The 19642-nt window shown below is 65.4% G+C and carries 19 protein-coding genes; 8 read left to right on the top strand and 11 right to left on the bottom strand.

The window, feature by feature from the left end:
* Window positions 1-635: 635 nt before the first annotated feature.
* The 5 genes from B552_RS0110430 to B552_RS0110450 form a co-directional block, all read right to left on the bottom strand.
* Entirely contained in the window at window positions 636-1289 is a 654-nt protein-coding gene (locus B552_RS0110430; protein WP_019448964.1) for a peroxiredoxin, read from the bottom strand.
* Window positions 1290-1474: 185 nt separating this feature from the next.
* The gene (locus tag B552_RS0110435; protein WP_019448965.1) at window positions 1475-2608 is read right to left on the bottom strand and encodes a dihydrolipoamide acetyltransferase family protein; all 1134 of its coding nucleotides are present in this window, start codon (window positions 2606-2608) and stop codon (window positions 1475-1477) included.
* 23 nt (window positions 2609-2631) lie between these two features.
* Window positions 2632-3612 carry an alpha-ketoacid dehydrogenase subunit beta gene (locus B552_RS0110440; protein ID WP_019448966.1) on the bottom strand — a complete coding sequence of 327 codons (981 nt, stop codon included), beginning with the start codon at window positions 3610-3612 and terminating at the stop codon, window positions 2632-2634.
* Window positions 3605-4699: a pyruvate dehydrogenase (acetyl-transferring) E1 component subunit alpha gene (pdhA, locus tag B552_RS0110445; protein ID WP_019448967.1), complete on the bottom strand. Its 1095-nt coding sequence runs from the start codon at window positions 4697-4699 to the stop codon at window positions 3605-3607. Before pdhA ends, B552_RS0110440 begins: the two co-directional genes overlap by 8 nt.
* 159 nt (window positions 4700-4858) lie before the next feature.
* The gene (locus B552_RS0110450; protein WP_019448968.1) at window positions 4859-5290 is read right to left on the bottom strand and encodes a hypothetical protein; all 432 of its coding nucleotides are present in this window, start codon (window positions 5288-5290) and stop codon (window positions 4859-4861) included.
* 165 nt (window positions 5291-5455) lie between these two features.
* Between B552_RS0110450 and B552_RS0110455 the strand changes: the two genes are divergently transcribed.
* Complete coding sequence (locus B552_RS0110455) at window positions 5456-6223, top strand: class I SAM-dependent methyltransferase (protein WP_019448969.1); 768 nt, start codon at window positions 5456-5458, stop codon at window positions 6221-6223.
* Here B552_RS0110455 and B552_RS0110460 read toward each other — a convergent pair whose 3' ends face one another.
* Entirely contained in the window at window positions 6224-7450 is a 1227-nt protein-coding gene (locus tag B552_RS0110460; RefSeq protein WP_019448970.1) for an MFS transporter, read from the bottom strand.
* Window positions 7451-7624: 174 nt separating this feature from the next.
* Between B552_RS0110460 and B552_RS0110465 the strand changes: the two genes are divergently transcribed.
* The 4 genes from B552_RS0110465 to B552_RS0110480 all read left to right on the top strand — a co-directional run bounded on the left by B552_RS0110465 (window position 7625) and on the right by B552_RS0110480 (window position 11676).
* Window positions 7625-8389, top strand: a complete 765-nt coding sequence (locus B552_RS0110465; protein ID WP_019448971.1) for an IclR family transcriptional regulator — start codon at window positions 7625-7627, stop codon at window positions 8387-8389.
* Window positions 8390-8591: 202 nt separating this feature from the next.
* Entirely contained in the window at window positions 8592-9830 is a 1239-nt protein-coding gene (locus tag B552_RS0110470; protein ID WP_019448972.1) for a GGDEF domain-containing protein, read from the top strand.
* Window positions 9831-9985: 155 nt separating this feature from the next.
* A complete protein-coding gene (locus B552_RS27405; protein WP_019448973.1) occupies window positions 9986-10918 on the top strand; it encodes a histidine kinase in 933 nt (310 codons plus the stop codon).
* Window positions 10915-11676 carry a LytTR family DNA-binding domain-containing protein gene (locus B552_RS0110480; protein ID WP_019448974.1) on the top strand — a complete coding sequence of 254 codons (762 nt, stop codon included), beginning with the start codon at window positions 10915-10917 and terminating at the stop codon, window positions 11674-11676. Before B552_RS27405 ends, B552_RS0110480 begins: the two co-directional genes overlap by 4 nt.
* 3 nt (window positions 11677-11679) lie before the next feature.
* Here B552_RS0110480 and B552_RS0110485 read toward each other — a convergent pair whose 3' ends face one another.
* Window positions 11680-12015, bottom strand: a complete 336-nt coding sequence (locus B552_RS0110485; protein ID WP_019448975.1) for a 2TM domain-containing protein — start codon at window positions 12013-12015, stop codon at window positions 11680-11682.
* Between the two features lie 196 nt (window positions 12016-12211).
* Between B552_RS0110485 and B552_RS0110490 the strand changes: the two genes are divergently transcribed.
* A complete protein-coding gene (locus B552_RS0110490) occupies window positions 12212-12550 on the top strand; it encodes a nucleotidyltransferase domain-containing protein (protein ID WP_019448976.1) in 339 nt (112 codons plus the stop codon).
* Between the two features lie 14 nt (window positions 12551-12564).
* Window positions 12565-12930, top strand: a complete 366-nt coding sequence (locus B552_RS0110495) for a HEPN domain-containing protein (protein ID WP_035879694.1) — start codon at window positions 12565-12567, stop codon at window positions 12928-12930.
* A gap of 31 nt (window positions 12931-12961) precedes the next feature.
* On the opposite strand, the gene B552_RS0110500 is transcribed toward B552_RS0110495, so the two are convergent.
* The 3 genes from B552_RS0110500 to B552_RS0110510 are packed head-to-tail and all read right to left on the bottom strand — an operon-like array spanning window position 12962 to window position 16195.
* Entirely contained in the window at window positions 12962-14080 is a 1119-nt protein-coding gene (locus B552_RS0110500; protein WP_019448978.1) for a nitronate monooxygenase, read from the bottom strand.
* A gap of 41 nt (window positions 14081-14121) precedes the next feature.
* On the bottom strand, window positions 14122-15315 hold the full coding sequence (locus B552_RS0110505; protein ID WP_019448979.1) for a YbfB/YjiJ family MFS transporter: 1194 nt from the start codon (window positions 15313-15315) through the stop codon (window positions 14122-14124).
* A complete protein-coding gene (locus B552_RS0110510; RefSeq protein ID WP_026035526.1) occupies window positions 15308-16195 on the bottom strand; it encodes a LysR substrate-binding domain-containing protein in 888 nt (295 codons plus the stop codon). The genes B552_RS0110505 and B552_RS0110510 overlap by 8 nt, the downstream gene beginning before the upstream one ends.
* 379 nt (window positions 16196-16574) lie before the next feature.
* On the opposite strand from B552_RS0110510, the gene B552_RS0110515 reads away from it, so the two are divergent.
* Window positions 16575-17300 (top strand): hypothetical protein, encoded by a 726-nt coding sequence (locus tag B552_RS0110515; protein ID WP_019448981.1) that lies wholly within the window; start codon window positions 16575-16577, stop codon window positions 17298-17300.
* Between the two features lie 91 nt (window positions 17301-17391).
* Here B552_RS0110515 and B552_RS0110520 read toward each other — a convergent pair whose 3' ends face one another.
* Window positions 17392-19641: a molybdopterin-dependent oxidoreductase gene (locus tag B552_RS0110520; RefSeq protein WP_019448982.1), complete on the bottom strand. Its 2250-nt coding sequence runs from the start codon at window positions 19639-19641 to the stop codon at window positions 17392-17394.
* Between the last annotated feature and the right edge of the window lies 1 nt (window position 19642).

A 19642-nucleotide genomic window follows, 5' to 3' on the forward strand; every position in this document is an offset into this window, starting at 1 on the left:
TGCCGCCCCGTCACGGCGCCGAACAGCGCGCCGCCGATTGACCTCAGTGCATCACCAGCCATTGTTATTTGCCCCGTTCTTAGCTTGACTGAACCTGCTTCCGCGAACGCGACGTCAGCCGCGCTGCGAGCAGAGAAAAAATGACAGAGGCATTAGGGCATATGACACTGAAGGCGTCTCTAGCATTTCAGCGAAAGACGTCGGTGCGGATGGAGATTCCCTGCGTGGCCGACGAGCTGGGAGGGCCTGAGTCCGATGCCGGGCAGGTTGATGGTGGGGGGCGGGATTTTCAGTGAGGATTGATGCCGCTGGTTTCCTTCCCTCGCCCATTTATGGAAGAGGGGCGGGGGAGAGGGCCGGCGACTCAAGATTCAACTTTGGCAAGCGGAATCTCGACACCCTCTCCCGCGCGCGGGGAGCAACTAGCGGCATCGCGCAAATCGCACCCCCAACGCACAATTCCACAACCCCCGCAAGCAAAGCCCTGCGAAAGTTGTCTGCCCAAAAAACAGGCAATCAACCTCCAGCCAGCACCGGCGCGGGCTAGCGGGTTGTCAAGAGGGGGATTATCCACGCTCTCTGTGGATAGATCCCATCCTCCGTGTGGACTACCTCATCTGCATTAACGGGAGCGTTTACTTCGGCTGTGCCACCGTGCGCAGATAGGGCTTGTGCGTGGTGAAGCCCTGTGGATATTTTTTCTTCGCGTCTTCGTCCGAAACCGAAGTCGGGATGATCACGTCGTCGCCCGGCTTCCAGTTAACCGGCGTGGCAACGGTGTGCTTGGCATTCAGTTGCAGTGAGTCGAGCAGGCGCATCACCTCGTCGAAATTGCGCCCGGCGCTCATCGGGTAGACCAGCATGGCCTTGACCTTCTTGTCCGGGCCGATCATGAACACCGCGCGGATCGTTGCGTTGTCCACGGCCGTGCGCGGGCCGCCGCTGGCTTCGGGGTGAATCATGTCGTAGAGCTTGGCCACCTTGAGGTCGGGGTCGCCGATCATCGGGTAGTTGATCTTGGCGCCCTGCGTTTCCTCGATGTCCTTGACCCAGCGCGAATGGTCATCCACCGGATCGATCGACAAGCCGATGATCTTGGTATTGCGCTTGTCGAACTCTGGCTTCAGCTTGGCCATGTAGCCGAGTTCGGTGGTGCAGACCGGCGTGAAATCCTTCGGGTGCGAGAACAGGATGGCCCAGCTGTCGCCGATCCATTCGTGAAAGTTGATCTTCCCTTCTGTGGTGTCGGCGGTGAAATCCGGTGCTACCTCGCCAAGTCGGATTGCCATGGTCGTGCTCCTTGGTTGGGGAATGGTCGTGGAAAGGTCCTGAAAGTCCGCGTGGCCGTCTGCGCGGCGAACATCCAGTATAGGAACTGGATTTCCAACAGGCTCGTCAATTGGCCTTCCTCCATGTGGAGGATGGCAGGCCCGACGCAGGCCATGCCGGTATCGCAGGCGCCACTCCATCCGTGCTACTCGGGTCGCTCCAGATCCTCGATGACCGCGCGCAGGAACCTGGCCGCCTCGCCGCCGGTGACCACGCGATGGTCGAACGTCAGCGACAGCGGCATCACCCGGTGCACGGCTGGCACGCCGCCCGATGCCACCACTTCGTCACGTATACGCCCCGCGCCGAGGATGGCTACCGTGGGCGGCACGACGATGGGCGCCGCGTAGCGGCCGGCGATCATGCCGAAGTTGGACAGCGTGATGGTGTTGCCGCGCATCTCTTCCGGCGCGATGGTGCGCGCGACGATGTCGGCGCGCATGCGGTCCAGCCCGGCGCGCAGGTCGGCGGCATCGCGCTTGCCCACGTTGCGCAGCACCGGCACGAACAGGCCCTCCGGCAGGTCGGCCGCAATGCCCACGTCGATCCGTTCGAGCAGGTGGCGCCGGCCGGTGCGGCCCTCGTACCAGGCATTGAGCACGGGCTCCGCGCGCACCCCGGCTACCAGCGCACGCACCAGACGGATCGTGATGTCATGGCCGGCCGACGACCTGCCGGTGGTCTGCCACGCGTGCAGGTCTGCATCGTCCATCACCGTCGCGGCGGCGACTTCGCTCTGCGCGCGCGCCATGTTCTGCGCCATCGCACGGCGCACGCCGCGTATCACGTCGGGAGCGCCAACATCGGCCAGCGTGGTAGCCACGCGTTGCACATCGGTGGCCGTGATGACGCCATCGTGGCCGGATGGCGTGACCATCGACAGGTCGACCGACAGCTTGCGCGCCAGCGCACGCACGGCCGGCGTGGCCTTGATGCCGTGCCCGCCCGCGAGGCCAGCCGCACCCACGCGCGCAACGCCTTCGTTGACCACCTGGGTGCCCACCTTCACGGCACCCACCACCGTGCCCGCATCGTCGGACGCGCCTGCGCCCTCGAAGCCGACCAGCGGCGCCCCAAGGTGGACGATGTCGCCGGGCTGCGCGAACAGCTTTGCGATCTGTCCGCCGAACGGGGAGGGGATTTCGACGATGGCCTTGGCCGTTTCGACGGACAACAGCGGCTGGTCGGCCGCGATGGTGTCGCCCGCCTTTACGTGCCAGTTGACGATCTCGGCTTCCTGCAGGCCTTCGCCGAGGTCGGGCAGCTTGAAGATCCGCATCGCTCTCTCCTCTCTAGCTGGTCCTAGGCCGCTTCCAGCGCTCGCCGCGCGGCATCGACGATGCGCTCCACGGACGGCATGTAGCTGTGTTCAAGCCGCGCCAGCGGCACCACCGTGTCTGGTGCGGTCACACGCTGCACGGGCGCGCTGAGCGAGTAGAGCCCCGCTTCGGCCAGATTGGCGGCAATCTCCGCGCCGAGCCCCGCCGTGCGCGGCGCTTCGTGCACGATCACGCAGCGGCCCGTTTGCGCCACAGACTCAAGAATGGTCTCCATGTCGAGCGGCTTGAGCGTGGCCACGTCGATCACCGCGGCGGACACGCCTTCGTCGGCAAGCTGATCGGCTGCGGCCAGCGTTTCGCGCAGCATCGCGCCCCAGCTCACCAGCGTGAGGTCCGTACCTTCCCGCAGCGTGAAGCACGCGTCCAGCGGCAGCGCCTGGCCGTCGTCAACCACCTCCTGGCGAAACAGCCGGTACAGGCGCGTGGGCTCCAGGAAGATCACCGGGTCGGGGTCGCGGATCGCTGCAAGCAGCAGCCCATAGGCCCGCGCTGGCGACGACGGCATGACCACGCGGATACCCGGTATATGCGCGAACAAGGCTTCGGGGCTTTCCGAGTGGTGCTCCGGCGCATGTATGCCCGCGCCGCTTGGCGCCCGCACGACCAGCGGGCAGGTAAGACGCCCGCGCGTGCGGTGCCGCATATGGCCCGCGTGGTTGAGGATGTTGTCGATCGCCGGATAGATAAAGCCGGCGAACTGGATTTCGGCAACGGGCTTGAGCCCCATCGCCGCCATGCCGATGGCCGCGCCGACGATGCCGCCCTCGGCCAGCGGCGTGTCGATGACGCGCGCCTCGCCGAATCGCGCCTGTAGCCCGACGGTCGAACGGAATACGCCGCCATTGACGCCGATGTCCTCGCCCAGCAGCACTACGTCGGCATCGTTGGCCAATGCGTTGGCCAGTGCCAGGTTCACGGCCTCCACCATATGCAGTTCAGCCATGATGGGCTCCCGTGGTGCCGGTGGTGTCATATTGCCGCGCGGTGTCGAGTTGATCGGCCATCGCGTCGGGCAGCGTCTCGAACAGGCAATCGAACATGGCCGAGGCATCGGGATGCGGCGTCGCTAGATAGGTTTCCACCGCCGCGCCCACGGCCTGCTGGCATTCCTTGATCAGTGCTTCCTCATGCGCGGCATCCCACGCGCCAAGGCTGGCCAGATAGTCGCGCAGCCGCTTGATGGGCTCATTGCGCCAGGCCTCCTTGACCACGGCCTCGTCGCGGTAGCGCGACGCATCGTCAGCCGTGGTGTGATCGCCCAGGCGATAGGTCACCGCCTCGATCAGTGTCGGCCCGCCGCCGTGACGCGCGTGCTCGATGGCCGCGCCCACGCGCTCGCGCACCGCAATCACGTCGTTGCCGTCGATCTGCTCGCCCGGAATGCCGGCCGCGATGGCCTTCTGCGCCAGTGTGGCGGCAGCGGTTTGTTTGTGGCGCGGCATCGAGATGGCCCACTGGTTATTGTTGACGACGATGACCAGCGGCACGTGCCATGCGCCGGCCATGTTCATCCCTTCATAGAAGTCACCTTTCGATGTGCCGCCATCGCCAAGAATGCAGACCGCCACGCGCGGCTCGTGCCGCAGCTTGAACGTATAGGCCACGCCAGCGGCATGGCCCACCTGGGTGCCGATCGGCACGCAGTTGCCGAAGTCGTACGGCACCGCGGCAAATCCGCTGCCGCGTTCGTCGCCGCCCCAGTACAGCAGGCTTTCGGTCATCGTGACGCCGCGCACAAACTGTGCGGCATGGTCGCGGTACGACGGCACCAGCACGTCATCGCGCCGCATTACGGTGGCTACGCCTACGCCGATTGCTTCCTGGCCCAGCGCCGATGCGAACGTGCCGATCTGGCCGGTGCGCTGCATCGCAATGGCCTTGAGATCGAACTGCCGGGTCAGCACCATGGCGCGATAGAGCGGCAGCAGCGTGGCCGGATCGCGGGCAAAGTCGGGAAGGTCGGACTCGGGCGAGCCCTCGGAGGAAAGGTAACGGGTAAAGCCAATTTCAAAGCGCGCAACAGTGCCCATGTGGATGTCCCCTTGTGGTTGCTCACTTATGGTTCGCTGTGTCCTGTGCGGCGCAGCATCTTGTGAACGCTGCTGCCTTTGAGTGTAGGGCACGGAATCGGGCTGTGGGCGTGCGGTGGCGCACGGGCGCCACGGCATCGACGATGCGCATCGGGCGAGTCAGCGACGCCGGTGGCGCTCGGATGGTGGCACCTCACCGCTGCGAGGCGGATACAGTTTCTGGAACTGGGTGGAGGTGATGCCCATCTGGCCGCGGTCGTCGATGATCGTCATCTCGTGCCATGCGGTAGGCGAGCCGACGAGCCCCGCGAAGTCCCTCAGTTGCCAGACCCGGCCTGTCTGCGTGTCAAGCAGGAAAGGGCTGCCGCGCGCCTGGGAACTGGCGATGATCTGAAAGCGGCCCGGCGTTGCGGCTTCCAGCGGATGCCCTTCCACACGCCGCTGCATGGCGATGACGCCCGATGCCGGCGCGGCAGCCGTCGGGCTGCTGCCGGCTGCGGCGGTGGTGGATGCCGCCGGCTTGTCCTGGCCTCCGCACCCTGTCGCGGCTGCAATCGACAGACAAAGCGCGCAACGTGTCGCATAGCGCATACGGGCCTCCCGGGTCTTGTTGTTCCAGAGCCATTCCAGAAAGCTTAGGCGGGAGTTGGCGGTGCGCCAACGCCTTGGGTGGGGGGCCGCATGATCGCGCGAGATCTCCCCATCAGCAATGCAGTGTCTTGCCGTTGCCACGCGGGCGGCGTAACGTACGCCACCATGACCGCGATCCATCATGCCGCTGCCCAGGGCTTCTCCGCCCAGGCCGATACCTACGCCCGAGGGCGTCCCGATTACCCCGCCGAGCTTGCAGGCTGGCTGCGCGACACGCTAGGACTGGCGCCGGGCAAGACCGTCGTCGACCTGGGCGCAGGCACGGGCAAGTTCACGCGCCTGCTGGCGCAGGGCGGTGCCACGGTGATCGCCGTCGAACCGGTTGACGCCATGCGTGCGCAGCTATCGTCGAAGCTGCCCGATGTGCAGGCGGTGGCGGGTAGCGCGGAATCAATGCCGCTACCGGACGGCAGTGTCGATGCGGTGGTCTGCGCGCAGGCGTTCCACTGGTTCGCCAACCCGGCTGCCATGCAGGAGATCCGCCGCGTGCTGAAGCCCGGCGGCAAGCTTGGCCTGGTGTGGAACGTGCGCGATGAGTCGGTTGGCTGGGTGGCCAGGCTGACCGCGATCATGACGCCGTTCGAAGGCGACGCCCCGCGTTTCTATAAGGGCGACTGGAAGCAGGTGTTTCCGGCGGACGGCTTCGGCCCGCTTGGCCTGACGCGATTCCCGTACACGCACAGCGGTGCGCCAGAGCAGGTGATCGTCGATCGTGTGATGTCGGTCAGCTTTATCGCATCGCTGCCGCAAGACCAGCAGGACGCCGTACGCGCGCAACTGCGCGAGGTCATTGCCACCGATCCGGCGCTGCAGGGGCGCAACGTGGTGTCGTTCCCGTACAGCACCGAAGCGTACTGCTGCGAACGGCGCTGATCAGGTGGCCGGTGCAAGCCGCTCGCGATAGCGCGCGGCCAGGATCTGGCTCATCACCAGTGCCAGCACGGCCGCCAGCGCGGCGAACAGGTACACGGCCGGATAGCCGCCGTGTTTGGTGATCAGTCCGGCCACCGGGCCGGTCAGGCCGAGCGAAAAATCGAAAAACAGCGCGTAGGCACCCAGGGCGGAGCCACGATTGGTGGCTGGCACACGCTTGACGGCCTCGATGCCCAGCGACGGAAACACCAGCGAGAACCCGAAGCCGACCACGGCCGCGCCAGCCAGCGCCTGCCATGGTTCCTGGGCAAGCCATAGCATCGCAAGGCCAGCCGCCTCCACGGCCAGGGACACCAGTGCAACGGGATAGCCGCCGAAGCGCGTGATGCTGTCGGCCAGCAACAGCCGCGTCACGACGAAGCAAGTGCCGAGCGCGGTCAGCGCCAGCGCCGCGTGATCCCAACCATGGCCTGCGTAGTAGAGCGTGATGAAGGCCGTGATCGTGCCGAAGCCAACCGAACCGAGCGCCAGGCACAGGCCAAATGGCGACATCGCCCGGAACACGCTGCGGAACGGCAGGCGTTCGCCCTTGAGGATTGGTACCGCAGCCTGGCGTCGTGCCAGTAGCAGTGAAATTCCAGCGATTGCCGACGTCACGATGCCGATTGCGCCAAGGCTGCCGTGGCTGGCCAGCAAGACGCCGGCCGGTGCGCCGATGGCCAGCGCGCCGTAGGTCGTCACCCCGTTCCACGAAATCACCTTCGCGGTATGACGCGCCCCAACGCTGCCAATGCCCCAGGCGATGGTGCCCGTCGTCACAAGACTTTCCCCTGCGCCCAGCATCAGGCGGCCAGCCAGCAGCCAGCCAAGCCCGACCCAGTCACTGCCCGCGAACAGTGAGGCAACCAGCGTCAGCACGCCGCTGCCCGTGCACAGCGCAAGACCGGTCAGCACCGAGCTTTTGGGGCCCTTCATATCGCACAGGCTGCCGGCCCATGGGCGGCTTAACAACGTTGCCAGATACTGGATGCTGACCGCCAGGCCAGCCAGCACCGCGCTGTAGCCGAGGTCCCCATGCACGAATCCCGGCACCACGGCGATGGGTAGGCCAACGCAGAGATAGATGACGAAGTTGAAAGCGACAACGGAAAGTATGCGGCGGGTCACATTGCCGGTGGCGAGTTCGCCATGCGGCGGCGTGGCCGGGGTGGAAAGCGGGGCGGTCATTCAGGTCAGGGGGCGCGGGATTGGGCGGGTTCTATGATCAGGTACGACAACATAGGGAAAACCCGAGAACGGCAATCATACCGGGAATATGCGCGGCGCGTGCGGCGTGATTGACAACACACAGACCGTTCTATACGGTGAACGGCCGTTCCACGTTTGACGCCCGCCAAGTCCATGCCACGCAAAGCCGCCCAACTCTCCGAAGCTGACAAGCACGCCGCCGAAGGTGGTGCCGTCGCCGTGGATCGGGCGCTGTTCGTGTTGTCGGCATTTCGCGTGGGTGATACGACGCTGGCGCTTGCCGAACTCGCGCAACGCAGCGGCCTGTACAAGAGCACGCTGCTCAGGCTGCTGGCTTCGCTGGAACATGCGCGGCTGATCCAGCGTCATGCGGATGGCCGCTACGGCCTGGGGCCCGAGGTTGCGCGCCTCAACGCGGTCTATGCGGCGTCGTTCTCACTCGAGCAGGTGGTGGTGCCGGCGCTGCGCGAACTCGTGCGCGCCACGAAGGAGTCTGCCGCGTTCCACGTCCAGCAGGGTGAACACCGGCTTTGCCTCTATCGCGTGGATTCACCGCAGCCCGTGCGTGACCACATCATGGCGGGCGACCTGCTTCCGCTCAATCGCGGCGCGGGCGGCCGTGTGCTGCGCGCGTTCGCAGGCGCGCGTGGCGAAATCTATCAGCGCATCCGCGACGAAGGCGTGATCGCGCTTGTGGGCGATCGCAGTCCGGATATCGCGGGAGTATCGTCGCCGGTGTTCGGGCCGGGCGGCGAGCTGAAGGGGGCACTGACGCTGACCTGTCCGACGCCCAGGTTCTCCGAGGCGTTCCGCGATCAGGTGCTGAACGCCGCGCGTTCGCTGACAGATGCGCTCGGCGGGACGTTTCCGGATGTCGTGCCGGTACCGGCACCGCATACCGGCCTGCAGAACGACTGAAGCGCGGCCGCTTCCAACCTCCCTCTAAGCCCTCTGCGTCGTTGCAGGATGCGAACCCCCGGCTTGTCGGGGGTGCCGCAGCCAGTCATGCGCGGGCTATGATGCGTGTTTTCTCGCAAGAGATAACGTTGTCGCCTATCCCCATAAGGGTTAACCGCGATAACGGCAACCGCACCCGGTAGCTTCAGAGGATTCGACTCCCGTGCACCTGGCCCAGCAGACCGTCCTTGTCGTCATGATGGTGGTGTTCTCCAGCACGCTCGTGATGGCGGCTGGGCTGGTGCTTGCGCTGCGCACGAACGAGGCTGGCCGTCTCTGGGCAGTTGGCCATGTGATTGCATCGGGCGCCGGGCTCGTCATCGCAGCCAGTGCGGGCGAGGGGTCCCTCCAGCTCGGCGCGCTTGGCGCTGGCGCGTACGTGATCGGCCGTCTGACTATCTATCGTGGCGTGCGCGCGTACTACGGCATGCCCGAACACGCCGCGCCGCTGAACGGGATCGGCCTTGTCGCGCTGGTGGTGATGGTGCTGATGAGCGGCCTGGCCGACGGCGGCACGGTCGTGCATACGGTAGCGTACGGCTTGCTGGCGATGCTCTCGCTGGCCACGATCATCGCCATGCTGCGCAGCGCGCGCGGCCACACGAGCATCGGCGGCCCACTGGTACTGGCCGCGCATCTGGTCCTGTTTGCCTCGCAGATTGCGGCGGTTGGTTATGGCGCCGCACTGAATGGGGTCAAGGGGTTCGAGGTCACGCCATTCTTTTTGCAATCCGACAGCTCGGTCTGGCCGCTGGCACCGCTGGTGGCCGTGCTGCTGGGCCTGTTCGGCTTTTGCCTGATGTCGATGGAGCAGATCATCGCGCGCAATGAAAACGGCGCGCGCATCGATGCGCTGACCGGCCTGCTCAACCGTGGCGCGCTGGACATGACGGCCATCGGCATGGTCGCTCGCTGGCAGCGCGACGGCGAGGCACTGTCCTGCCTGGTGATCGACGTCGACCACTTCAAGCAGGTCAACGACACCCACGGTCACCACGCCGGCGACAACGTGCTGCGTGAAATAGCCACGGCGCTGGACAACTCGCGGCGCGCGTCGGACATTGCCGCACGCTATGGCGGCGAGGAGTTCTGCATCCTCTGCCCGCACACTGACGAGCATCAGGCCACCGCACTCGCCAACCGGATCCTGCGCAAGGTAAGGGCTATCGAACTGCCCGGAGCCAAGGGCCATGCCAGCGTCAGCATCGGCGTGGCCGAGTTGCGCGGCGGGCCATCCAGCCGCGAGGCCCTGTGGCGCAGCCTGTTCGGCGAAGCCGACCGTGCGCTCTATCAGGCCAAGCAGCGCGGTCGCGACCAGTTCGTGCTGGCGTCGAGCATGATCGACGAGACGCCCGTTGACGACGTGCTTCAGGCAGCCACCGAGCCGCAGATGATTGCTTGAGGCCCGCAGGCGCGTGGCAGGAGGTACCCGTCAATTCGCGCCGATTCGGCAGGCATTGGCGTCGTGATTCTGTCGATTCGCGCCATCCCGGTGTTGCCCGTCAGGCGCCGGTGGTAACCTCGCAGCATTCAACGTCCCCGCTCCAGCCACCAACCGTGCGCCCCGCAGACCCCGAGCTTTGGCGAACCGCTTCCGAACAGCGCGCCTACAACGATGCACGCCGGCGCGTGCGCGCGCTGCGCTTCTTCTACATGCACGCCCTGGTCTACGTGGCAGTCAATGCGCTGTTGGTGACCATCAATCTAATGACATCGCCGTATCGGCCGTGGGCGAAGGCGCCGCTGATGGGATGGGGCATCGCGCTGGCCGTGCACGGCGTCATGACGTGGAGCCGCGTCGGCCTGCTGGGACGCTCCTGGGAAGACCGCAAGATTGCCGAGTTCATGGCGCGCGAACAGGTGCGCACGCTGTCCACGGAGAAGCAGCTCGTGGAGGCGCAGATGCGGCTGCTGCAGGCCCAGATCGAGCCGCATTTCCTGTTCAACACGTTGGCCAACGTGGTCAGCCTGATCGAGCCGGCCCCGCACAAGGCCACGCTGATGCTCGAGCATTTCATCGCCTATCTGCGCGCGTCGCTGGCGGCCAGCCGCTCCACGCAAGGCACGGTGGCGCAGGAGGCCACGCTGTTGCGTGACTACCTTGCGCTGATCAAGATCCGCATGGGCGACAGGCTGCAGTACACGATCGACGTCGATCCATCGCTGGACAACGCGCCCCTTGCGCCGATGCTGTTGCAGCCGGTGGTGGAGAACGCGGTCAAGCACGGGCTGGAGCCTAAGATCGAAGGAGGACACCTGCGGGTGAGCCTGGAGCGGCGCGGGCCGCGCATGCTGGCGACGATCGAGGACGACGGCATGGGCTTCCGCCCGAAAGCCGGGGCTGGCGTGGGCCTGTCCAACCTGCGCGAACGGCTGGCCGTGCTGTATGACGGCGATGCCCATGTGCGCATCGAGGAGCGGAGTCCCGGCACCGCCGTGCTGATAGAGATCCCGTTGCCGCGCCAATACCGAAACGGAGACACCGCATGACGCCCACCGCGTTGATCGCCGACGACGAGGAGCATCTGCGCGCCCACCTGCGCGGCAAGCTGAACAGGCTCTGGCCCGAACTGCGGATCGTTGGCGAGGCCACCAATGGTGTGGAGGCGGCGGAGGTCATCGCGCGGCTTTCTCCTGACGTTGCCTTTCTCGATATCAAGATGCCCGGGATGTCTGGGCTGGAAGTGGCGCAGGGCATGGAGACCGATACGCGGCTGGTATTCGTGACCGCATACGACGAGTTCGCGCTCGATGCGTTCGAACGCGCGGCGGTGGACTATCTCGTCAAGCCCGTGACCGACGAGCGCCTGGCGCGCACGGTGGAACGGTTGCGCAAGGCCTTCCAGGACGCGGCGCCGATGCCGGAACTGGCCCAGCTGCTGAATCAACTCACGCGCGGGCAGGTGCGTGCCGAAGGCACCGGCCCGCTGCGCTGGGTGCGCGCCAGCCGTGGCAATACCACGAGCCATGTGCCGATCCAGGAAGTGATGTACTTCCATAGCGACGACAAGTACGTGGTGGTCCATACCCGGGATGGCGAACATCTGATTCGCACGCCGCTGGCGGAGTTGGCCGAAGGGCTCGACCCCGAGGTGTTCTGGCAGGTGCACCGCTCGACCATCGTGAACATGGAGTTCGTGGCCGGTACGCGCCGTGACGACAGCGGCCGGCTCTTTGTGCGGATGCGCGACAGCGATACCGAACTTCCGGTATCGCGCGCGTATGTGCACAGGTTCAGGCAGATGTAGGCTTCACTGCCGATCCATGAACTCCTGGATCTTGCGGGCTTCCCAGTCGCGCCCCCAGCGCGACAGCCGCATCCAGACCAGTCCGCCGTGGATGGCAAGCGCAAGCCCCCAGCCCAGCGTGGTGCTCAACGGCCACGGCCAGCCCGTGGTCTGGTAGTGCGACCACGCTGGCGACCCGAAATAGTAGAAGCGGGCCCAGAGCCAGCCATTGACCAGCACATAGACCAGCAGATGGATGTACCAGCCGCGCAGCGCCCGCACCATGCGGCGTGCGCGCCAGTAAGCCCAGGCGTTTTCATCGGAAGGCGGGAACGGCGGATGCATCGATTCGTGGCGCATGAGTGACCTCGCAGTGAAAATATGGCTTTCGTGCGTAATGTATAGGGCACTCCAGGCGCCACTGCCATGGGCATGGGCTGAATCGACGGATTGGGGGCGCCGGTGACGGGAGGGTGGCGCGAGTGGCCCCTGAGGTGGGCAGCCACCCGTGATGGAGACGCGCTATCATGGGCCCGGATTCCATTGTGGGTGACATATGAACCGCATTGACCCGGACACCGAGAAGGCCGTCCGTCTATTCCTGGCGCTGCTGGCGCCTCGTTTCAGCATGGCGGGGGCCATTGTCTTCGGCAGCCGTGCGCGGGGTTCCCATCGACCGGACAGTGACGCCGACGTGGCGGTGCTCCTGCAAGGCGAGCACCAACGTGCCATGCAGACGACATTGGCGATGGCGGATGTCGCCTATGACGTCCTGCTCGAAACCGGTATCAACATCTCGCCACTGCCAGTATGGGTCGACCAATGGGAGCACCCCGAGCGCTTCTCCAATCCGGCGCTTTTGCACAACATCGCTCGTGAGGGAGTGAGGTTGTGAGGGCACAGGACATCATGGCGAAGGCCGTTCAGGCGCTCACGTCTGCGAGGATTTTGCTCGATAGCGGCGACGCCGACGGTGCGTGTAACCGAGGTTATTACGCGATGTTCGACGCAGCCCGCGCCGCGTTGATTGCTTGCGGGCATGACGTCGGCAAGACGCATAAAGGCCTGCTCAATACCTTCAGCGAACATCTGGTAAAGAATGGTCCAGTGCCGAAGGAGATGGGGCGACTTCTGAAGCAGGCAGAGGCGCGCCGTTACGTGGCGGACTATGAGGACGAGCCCGTGGAGCTCAGCGATGCCCGAGACATGGTTGAGCAGGCGGGCATTTTCATTGCCACCTTGCAATCAACCGTCAATATGGGAACGCGCAGCTAGGGCTTCATGCCCTGGGCTCCCCGGCGCGCTTTCAGCCAAATAGCGTACGCAGCCCACTCAACCGTTCGAGCGCTTCCTTCAGTTCGGCCGTCAGTTGGACAACCAGTTCGCCAGCCGGCAGCGATCGGGCCAGCGGTACGGCCTGGCCTGCCCACTGGGCCGCGTAGTCGCTATTTCCCTTGGCTTTTGCCGCGGCATTCAGTGCCTTGCCGGCGTCGTAGGTGATCGGGTAGTCGGGCAGGGCGGGGGCGTCCGGCGCAACGCCCAGTTCGGTGAGCCGGTTAGTGAAGCCCCTGGCGGCACGGCCAGAGATGGCGCGTGTGAGCGTCGTGGGGCGCGTGCTTTCGGCTGCGAGCGCTGCGCGATAGGCCGCATCGGCGGACGATTCCTTGCTGGCGACGAACGCGGTGCCAAGCTGCGCGGCCTGCGCGCCCAGGGCCAGCACCGCGGCGATACCGGCGCCGTCCATGATGCCGCCCGCTGCAATCACGGGCAGGCCGGTGCGCTCCACCAGCACGCGCACGAGCGCCAGCGTGCCCAGGCCCTCGTCATAACCATCCGTATCGAACACACCGCGATGCCCGCCTGCTTCGATCCCCTGGGCGACGATTGCGTCGATCCCCGCGGCTTCGATTCGGCGTGCTTCGGCCAGCGAGGTGGCGCTGGCCAGCAGCACGATGCCAGCGGCGTGCAGCGCGTCGATCTTCTCCTGCGCGGGCAGCCCGAAGTGGAAGCTCACCACGGGTGGCTTTTCTTCAAGAAGCATCTGGTACATCGCGTCGTCGGTCACGAAGGTCTTGTAGATCTCGTTCAGACTGGCGGGCGGGGTGGCGCCGAACTTCGCGAACTCCGGCGCAAGATAGTTCAGCCAGGCACCTTCCCGCGCGGCATCGGCGGTGGCGGGGACATGGCAGAACAGGTTGATGTTGAACGGTTTGCCGGTCAGGGCGCGCGTTTCGTGAATCATCTTGCGCGCGCCGGCCGCATCCGTGGCGCCGACGCCAAGCGAGCCGAGGCCGCCTGCTTTGGCAACGGCCGCTGCCATGGCCGGGGTGCTGACACCGGCCATCGGTGCCTGGATGATCGGCGTGGTGATGCCGAGCAGGGAAAGCAGTTTCTGGTGCGGGTTGCGCGGGCTTGCGGTGTTCATGGCGGTGTTCTCCGATTGAATCTTTGTGAATCCGTTGGCAGTCAGGCTTGTACCCGGATCTGGCAAATGGCGGCGGCGATCAGCAGCGCGGCGGAGGCGATCTCCATCGCGCCGTCGAAGCTGCCGCCATGCGACATCAGCGTGGAAGTCATCAACGGCCCGACGATCTGGCCCACGCCGTAGGAGGCGGTCATGGCTGCAACCAGATTGAATCGAACCGAGCGGGCGGCATGGCGGGCCGCCGGAACCGCGATGGTGACGGTACCCACGAACGTGCCGCCGACCAGGATGGCGCTGCCGAGGTACGCGGCGGCGGAATGATCGATGGCTGGCAGTGCAACGCCAAGCGCCTGCACCACGAGATTCCATTGCATCGCGCGCCGGGTGCCAAGGCGCTCGTGCACCGCGTGCCAGAGAAAGCACGAGGGCACTGCGGCCAGCCCGAACATGGCCCAGATATGCAGCGGGTTGACGTCATGGAGCGCGCCGTGGATCAGCAGCGGCAGGTAGGTTGCCGTGATGATGTAGCCAAGGCCTGCCAGGCCGTAGCTGGCAACCAGCGGCCAAGCGCCCAGCGCGTGCCGCGGGGACACCTGATGTGCCAGCGCCGGCCCGCGAGCTTGTGCCGATGGGATGCGGATCGGCCGCCATGCCAGCACGGCAAGCACCAGTGCGCCCAGCGTCAGGACCAACCAGAGCGCGCTGCTGCCCGGCTGTGCCGCGTTGCCTGCGGCGATCAGTTCCGCCGAAACGGCGATGCCGGTGCCCACGCCGGCAAAGAACAGCGGGGCGCCATCGTGGCGGCCGGCAACGTTCAGCAACCAGACCGACGCGCAGACCAGACCCACGGCGCTAGCCACGCCTGCGGCAAAGCGCAGTGCAACAAAGACGGCGGGCGGCAGTGAAAGCGCCAGCACCAGCATGCACAGCACGCTGCCCACTAGCGCAGCGCGGGTCCAGTCACTGGTTGCTCGCGCCGGCACCTTTGCGGCAAGCAGTGCGCCTGCCAGATAGCCCGCATAGTTGGCCGAAGCGGACAGCGAGCCAGTAGCCACGGACATCGTCCCTTCCTGAACCATCAACGGGTACATGCCCGTGAATGCGAAGCGGCCGAAGCCCATGACCACGGCCAGTGCGAGTGCGGCGGCAACCGGTTCCTGCCATGAGGGCCGATCGATTTCAGTTCCGGCAGCCGTGGCAGGCGTGGCGCATGAGGTACCGAGGCAGTCAGACATGGCGCAACTCCCGCTGGAACGCTTCGTAGGCGGACGTCGTGAATCCGGCGCGCCTTACCAGGAATGTGTGGGCCGGTCTGACCGGCACGGTCTGGAAATCGGACTTGTCAGGGTGCAACGCCAGCAGCGAGCGCGGCACGATCGCCACCGCCGAGCCGGCCGCCACATACGCGAGGATCGCGTGATAGGACGGCATCTCCACAACGGACAGCGAGCGGCGGACATCATCGCCAGCTTCCTCCAGCCATGCTTCCGCGCAACGGCGATACGTGCACCCGCGCGCGAAGGCCGCGAGGTGGCGCAGCGTCACGTCCTGTGGGTTGCGGACCTTCGGATGCGTGGCAGGCAGCACAAGCACCAGTTCCTCGGTCTTCAGGAACGTCCCTTCCAGTCCGGCGCCCAGTTCGGCGATATCTAGGTCGCGCGCGGCCGAGGTGCCCGGGTGTGCCACCACGGCGCAGTCCAGGCGGCGGTCCAGCACGGCATCGACAAGGCTTTGCGTGGTGCCCGTCGTCACATTCAGTTCGACGTCCGGCCATGCGGCGTGATATCGGCCAAGAGGCTTCGGCAGCAGCGTGGCGGCCGAGCTTTCCATGGACCCAACGCGCAGCGTGCCGCTTGGCGCATCGGCACGCATCGCCTGCCGGGCCTCCTCCGCCAGCGCAAGCATCTGTTCCGCATAGCCAAGCAGCCGCTGCCCCTCAGGGGTCAGGGTCATCTTCTTGCTGTCGCGCAGGAACAGGCTGACGCCCAGGCTTTCTTCAAGCTGCTTCACGCGCGTTGTGACGTTGGATTGCACTCTATCCAGCACCCGTGCGGCGCGGGTGATGCTCTGTTCCCGGGCCACGGCGCGAAAGATTTCCAGTTCAGCCAGTTCCACGTTGCGCACGACACGGTTTGTGTGTCGTTCTCCATATGAGAATGAAAGTACGTTAAGTATTGTAAATTGAGAACGATATGTCAAGGCGGCCGGGGCCTGCCGGCTGTTGCAGGAGCCCCCGGCCGTGCTGGGGATCACGCATCAGAAAACGCGCGGCGCGGGCGCTTCCCGCAGACAGGAAAAACGCTCGCGGGGAATGTGGCAAGCCATATTCGATCAACTGGCCTTAATAATCGTCTCGTAAGTGTTACAAAATAAATTTTCGACATATCTGATTGAATCAGACGTGCATGGAGATTCCGGGCCGCCTCAATATAGTGAAATGACAGGATGGGAAAAATAAGAAAAATGATTGATCTGGTCTGTCTGGAGGGCGGCGATGAACCACACCAAGAAGATTTTGGGGGCCATGGCCATGACGATGTTGCTGGGCGCCTGCGGCGGTGGCGGCGGCGACAGTGGTAGCAGTGGCAATAGCACTAGCACGCAGCAGGATGTATCGGTTCCCCTGCAGACTGCGGTGGCAAACGAAGTCAATAACGGAATTACCGTCAATTTCTCGATTACCGGTACGGTGGGCGGCACTGCGGTGACGGGGTCGGGCTCTCTCAACGATGCCAAGGCTGTTTCGGGCATGTTCAATGGCGCGGCGGTGCTGACGACAACGGAGACTCTCAGCGGTACGGTGATGGCGAATGGCGTATCGCAGCAATTTTCTACGATGCGGACGATATTCAGGAATCCGGCCACGTTCGCCGAGGTTGCGGAAAACCTCGGAGGCCCTGTTGTCATCTTTCCCGCATATGTTTATCCGTCGACAGTCAAGGCCGGAGATTCGGGAACGCTGGTTACCGGCACCGTATTTTCAGATGGCAGCATGACAACCAAGACGGGGTCGGTGGTCCGCGCGTTCAGCGTAGCTGCCGATACTTCCACCACGCTACTGGTTACCTTTACGGAAAGCGATTTCGATACCAATAACGTCAAGCTGGCGGATGACCAGACAACGCTGCGCATCGATACCTCGGGCAATATTCAGTTCGTATCCGAGAAGGTGACTGGCTTCGCAGTCAACGGACAACAGGGCTCGCTCACGTTCCAGTAATTTCGGGCGTATCAGCAGGGCGGGTTTGCCGGGGGCCGGCAGCGGCTGTAAAGGCCGTTGCCGGCCTATTTCCATCCGGCGGGTGACGCGCCTACTTCTCGCGCGAGACCTCCACCAGACAGCTCATGGCATTTGGCCCCTGCGTGAGGTCTGACGTGCCAATGTCGAGCGTCAGCGTGTTCGCCGCACCGGCGCGGTCCACGCCATCGGCGTCGGGGTCGTACCAGGCGCCGGTTGCCATGACGGCCACGCCAGGGGCCACGCCGTCGCTGACGGCCAGCCCTGCCGCGATTGCGCCGCGGGCGTTGTGCACGCGTACGCGCATGCCGGGATGCAGGCCGCGCGCCGCAGCATCCACCGGATGCAGCGTGATGCGCTCGGCGCCGGCCACCTTGCCCGACTGCGCCAGAGGAGCGGGGTCTAGCTGGCTGTGCAGGCGGTCGGCGGGCTGGACCGAGACCAGATGAAGCGGATGGCGCGAGGCCTCGGCGGCCCCGAGCCATTCGATGGGCGGTTGCCAGTGCGGATGCGTGCCGCAGTCTGCCGAGAGCGCGCCAATCGTCGGGCTCGAAAGCTCGATGCGCCCGCTTGGCGTCCGCAGTGGGTGGGAAGCCGGGTCGGCGCGGAAATCCTCGAACAGCACGAAGTCCTTTTCGGGCGCTGGTAGCGCCACGTAGCCGGTGCGCCAGAACTGGTCGAACGCCGGCAGTTCAATTCCGGCGCTTGCCTGCGCGTCGCGGCAGCGCGCGTAGATGGCGGCGATCCATGCCCGTTCGTCACGGCCTTCGGTGAACGCGTCGCGATAGCCGAGGCGGTCGGCCAGCTCGGTAAAGATGTCCAGATCGCTGCGCGCCTGATGCAGCGGCGCAATGGCCTGGTGCATCGCCAGCACATAGCGGTCACGCGACGAGCCGCCGATATCGTTGCGTTCTAGCGCCGTGGTGACGGGCAGGACGATATCGGCATGGCGCGCCGTGGCGGTCCAGCAGATGTCCTGCACGATCACGGTCTGCGGCCGCGCCCAGGCCTGCCGCAGCCGCGCAAGCTGCTGGTGATGATGGAACGGATTGCCGCCCGCCCAGTGGACGAGCTTTATGTCCGGGTAGTGGCGCGTTTCACCGCGAAAACGATAGGCGGCGCCCGGGTTCAGCAGCATGTCCGACAGGCGCGCGGCGGGGATATCCAGATTGGCCGGATTGCGGCCCACGGGCATCTCGGGGCCGGGAGTCGCCACGCGCGGATTGCCAACGCCGTTCATCGAGCCGTGTCCGAATCCGAATCCGCCGCCCGGCAAGCCGATCTGGCCGAGCATGGCGGCCAGCGCGATGGCCATCCAGTACGGCTGCTCGCCGCGATGCGCGCGCTGCACCGCAAAGCTGCACGTGATGTAGCTGCGCCTGCCCGCAAGCTGCACGGCAAGATGCTCGATACGTTCCGCCGGAACGCCCGTAATGGCTGCGGCCCACGCGGGTGTCTTCGGCGCGCCGTCGCGCTGGCCGGTCAGATAGGCCTCAAGCTCCGGCCACCCGCTGCAGCAGTCCTGCAGGAACGCCATGTCATGCGCGCCGGCGCGCAACAGCTCGTAAGCCAGTGCGAGCATCAGCGCGACATCGGTATTGGGCCGGATCGGTATCCATTCGGCGCCAAGGAACGCAGGGCAGTCATCGCGCGTGGGGCTGATATTGATGACGGTGGCGCCGCTTGCCGCCAGCTTGCGCAGCCAGCCTTCCTGCGTATGCTCGGCCGCGCCGCCTGAAGAGACCTGCCCGTTCTTGAGCGCAAGGCCGCCGAACGCGAGGAACACTTCAGTATTCGCGATCAGGCTTGGCCACGCGGTGACCCGGCCGGTCAGTGGCCGGTCCGTGCCGATCACATGCGGCAGCAGGAACTGTGCAGTGCCCCAGCTGTAGTTGCCGACCTGATCGACGCAACCGCCGCCCTGGAAATGGAAGCGACGGATCAGCGAACGCGCATGATGCAGCCGGCCCGCCGACGACCAGCCATATGACCCACCGAATATGCCCGACGGGCCCCATGTATCACGCACGCGGCCGATCTCGCTGGCCACGAGATCCAGCGCCGTATCCCATGACACCTCGACGAAGTCGTCGCGCCCACGCATCTGGCCATCGGCAGCGTCTCGCTTTTCAAGCCAGCCGCGCCGGACCATCGGCGTGCGGATGCGTGTTGGCGAGTAGACCGTCGGCACGATCGAGTCGAGCAGCGGCGAAGGGCAGGGGTCGGCCGCAAACGGCTCGCAGCGGATCAGGCGGCCGTCCTGCACGATCGCCGTGAATGCTCCCCAATGCGCCAGTTGCGGATAGCGGCGGGTGGTACTCACG

Origin of the sequence: Cupriavidus sp. BIS7 (genome assembly GCF_000292345.1) — a bacterium.
Lineage (GTDB): Bacteria > Pseudomonadota > Gammaproteobacteria > Burkholderiales > Burkholderiaceae > Cupriavidus.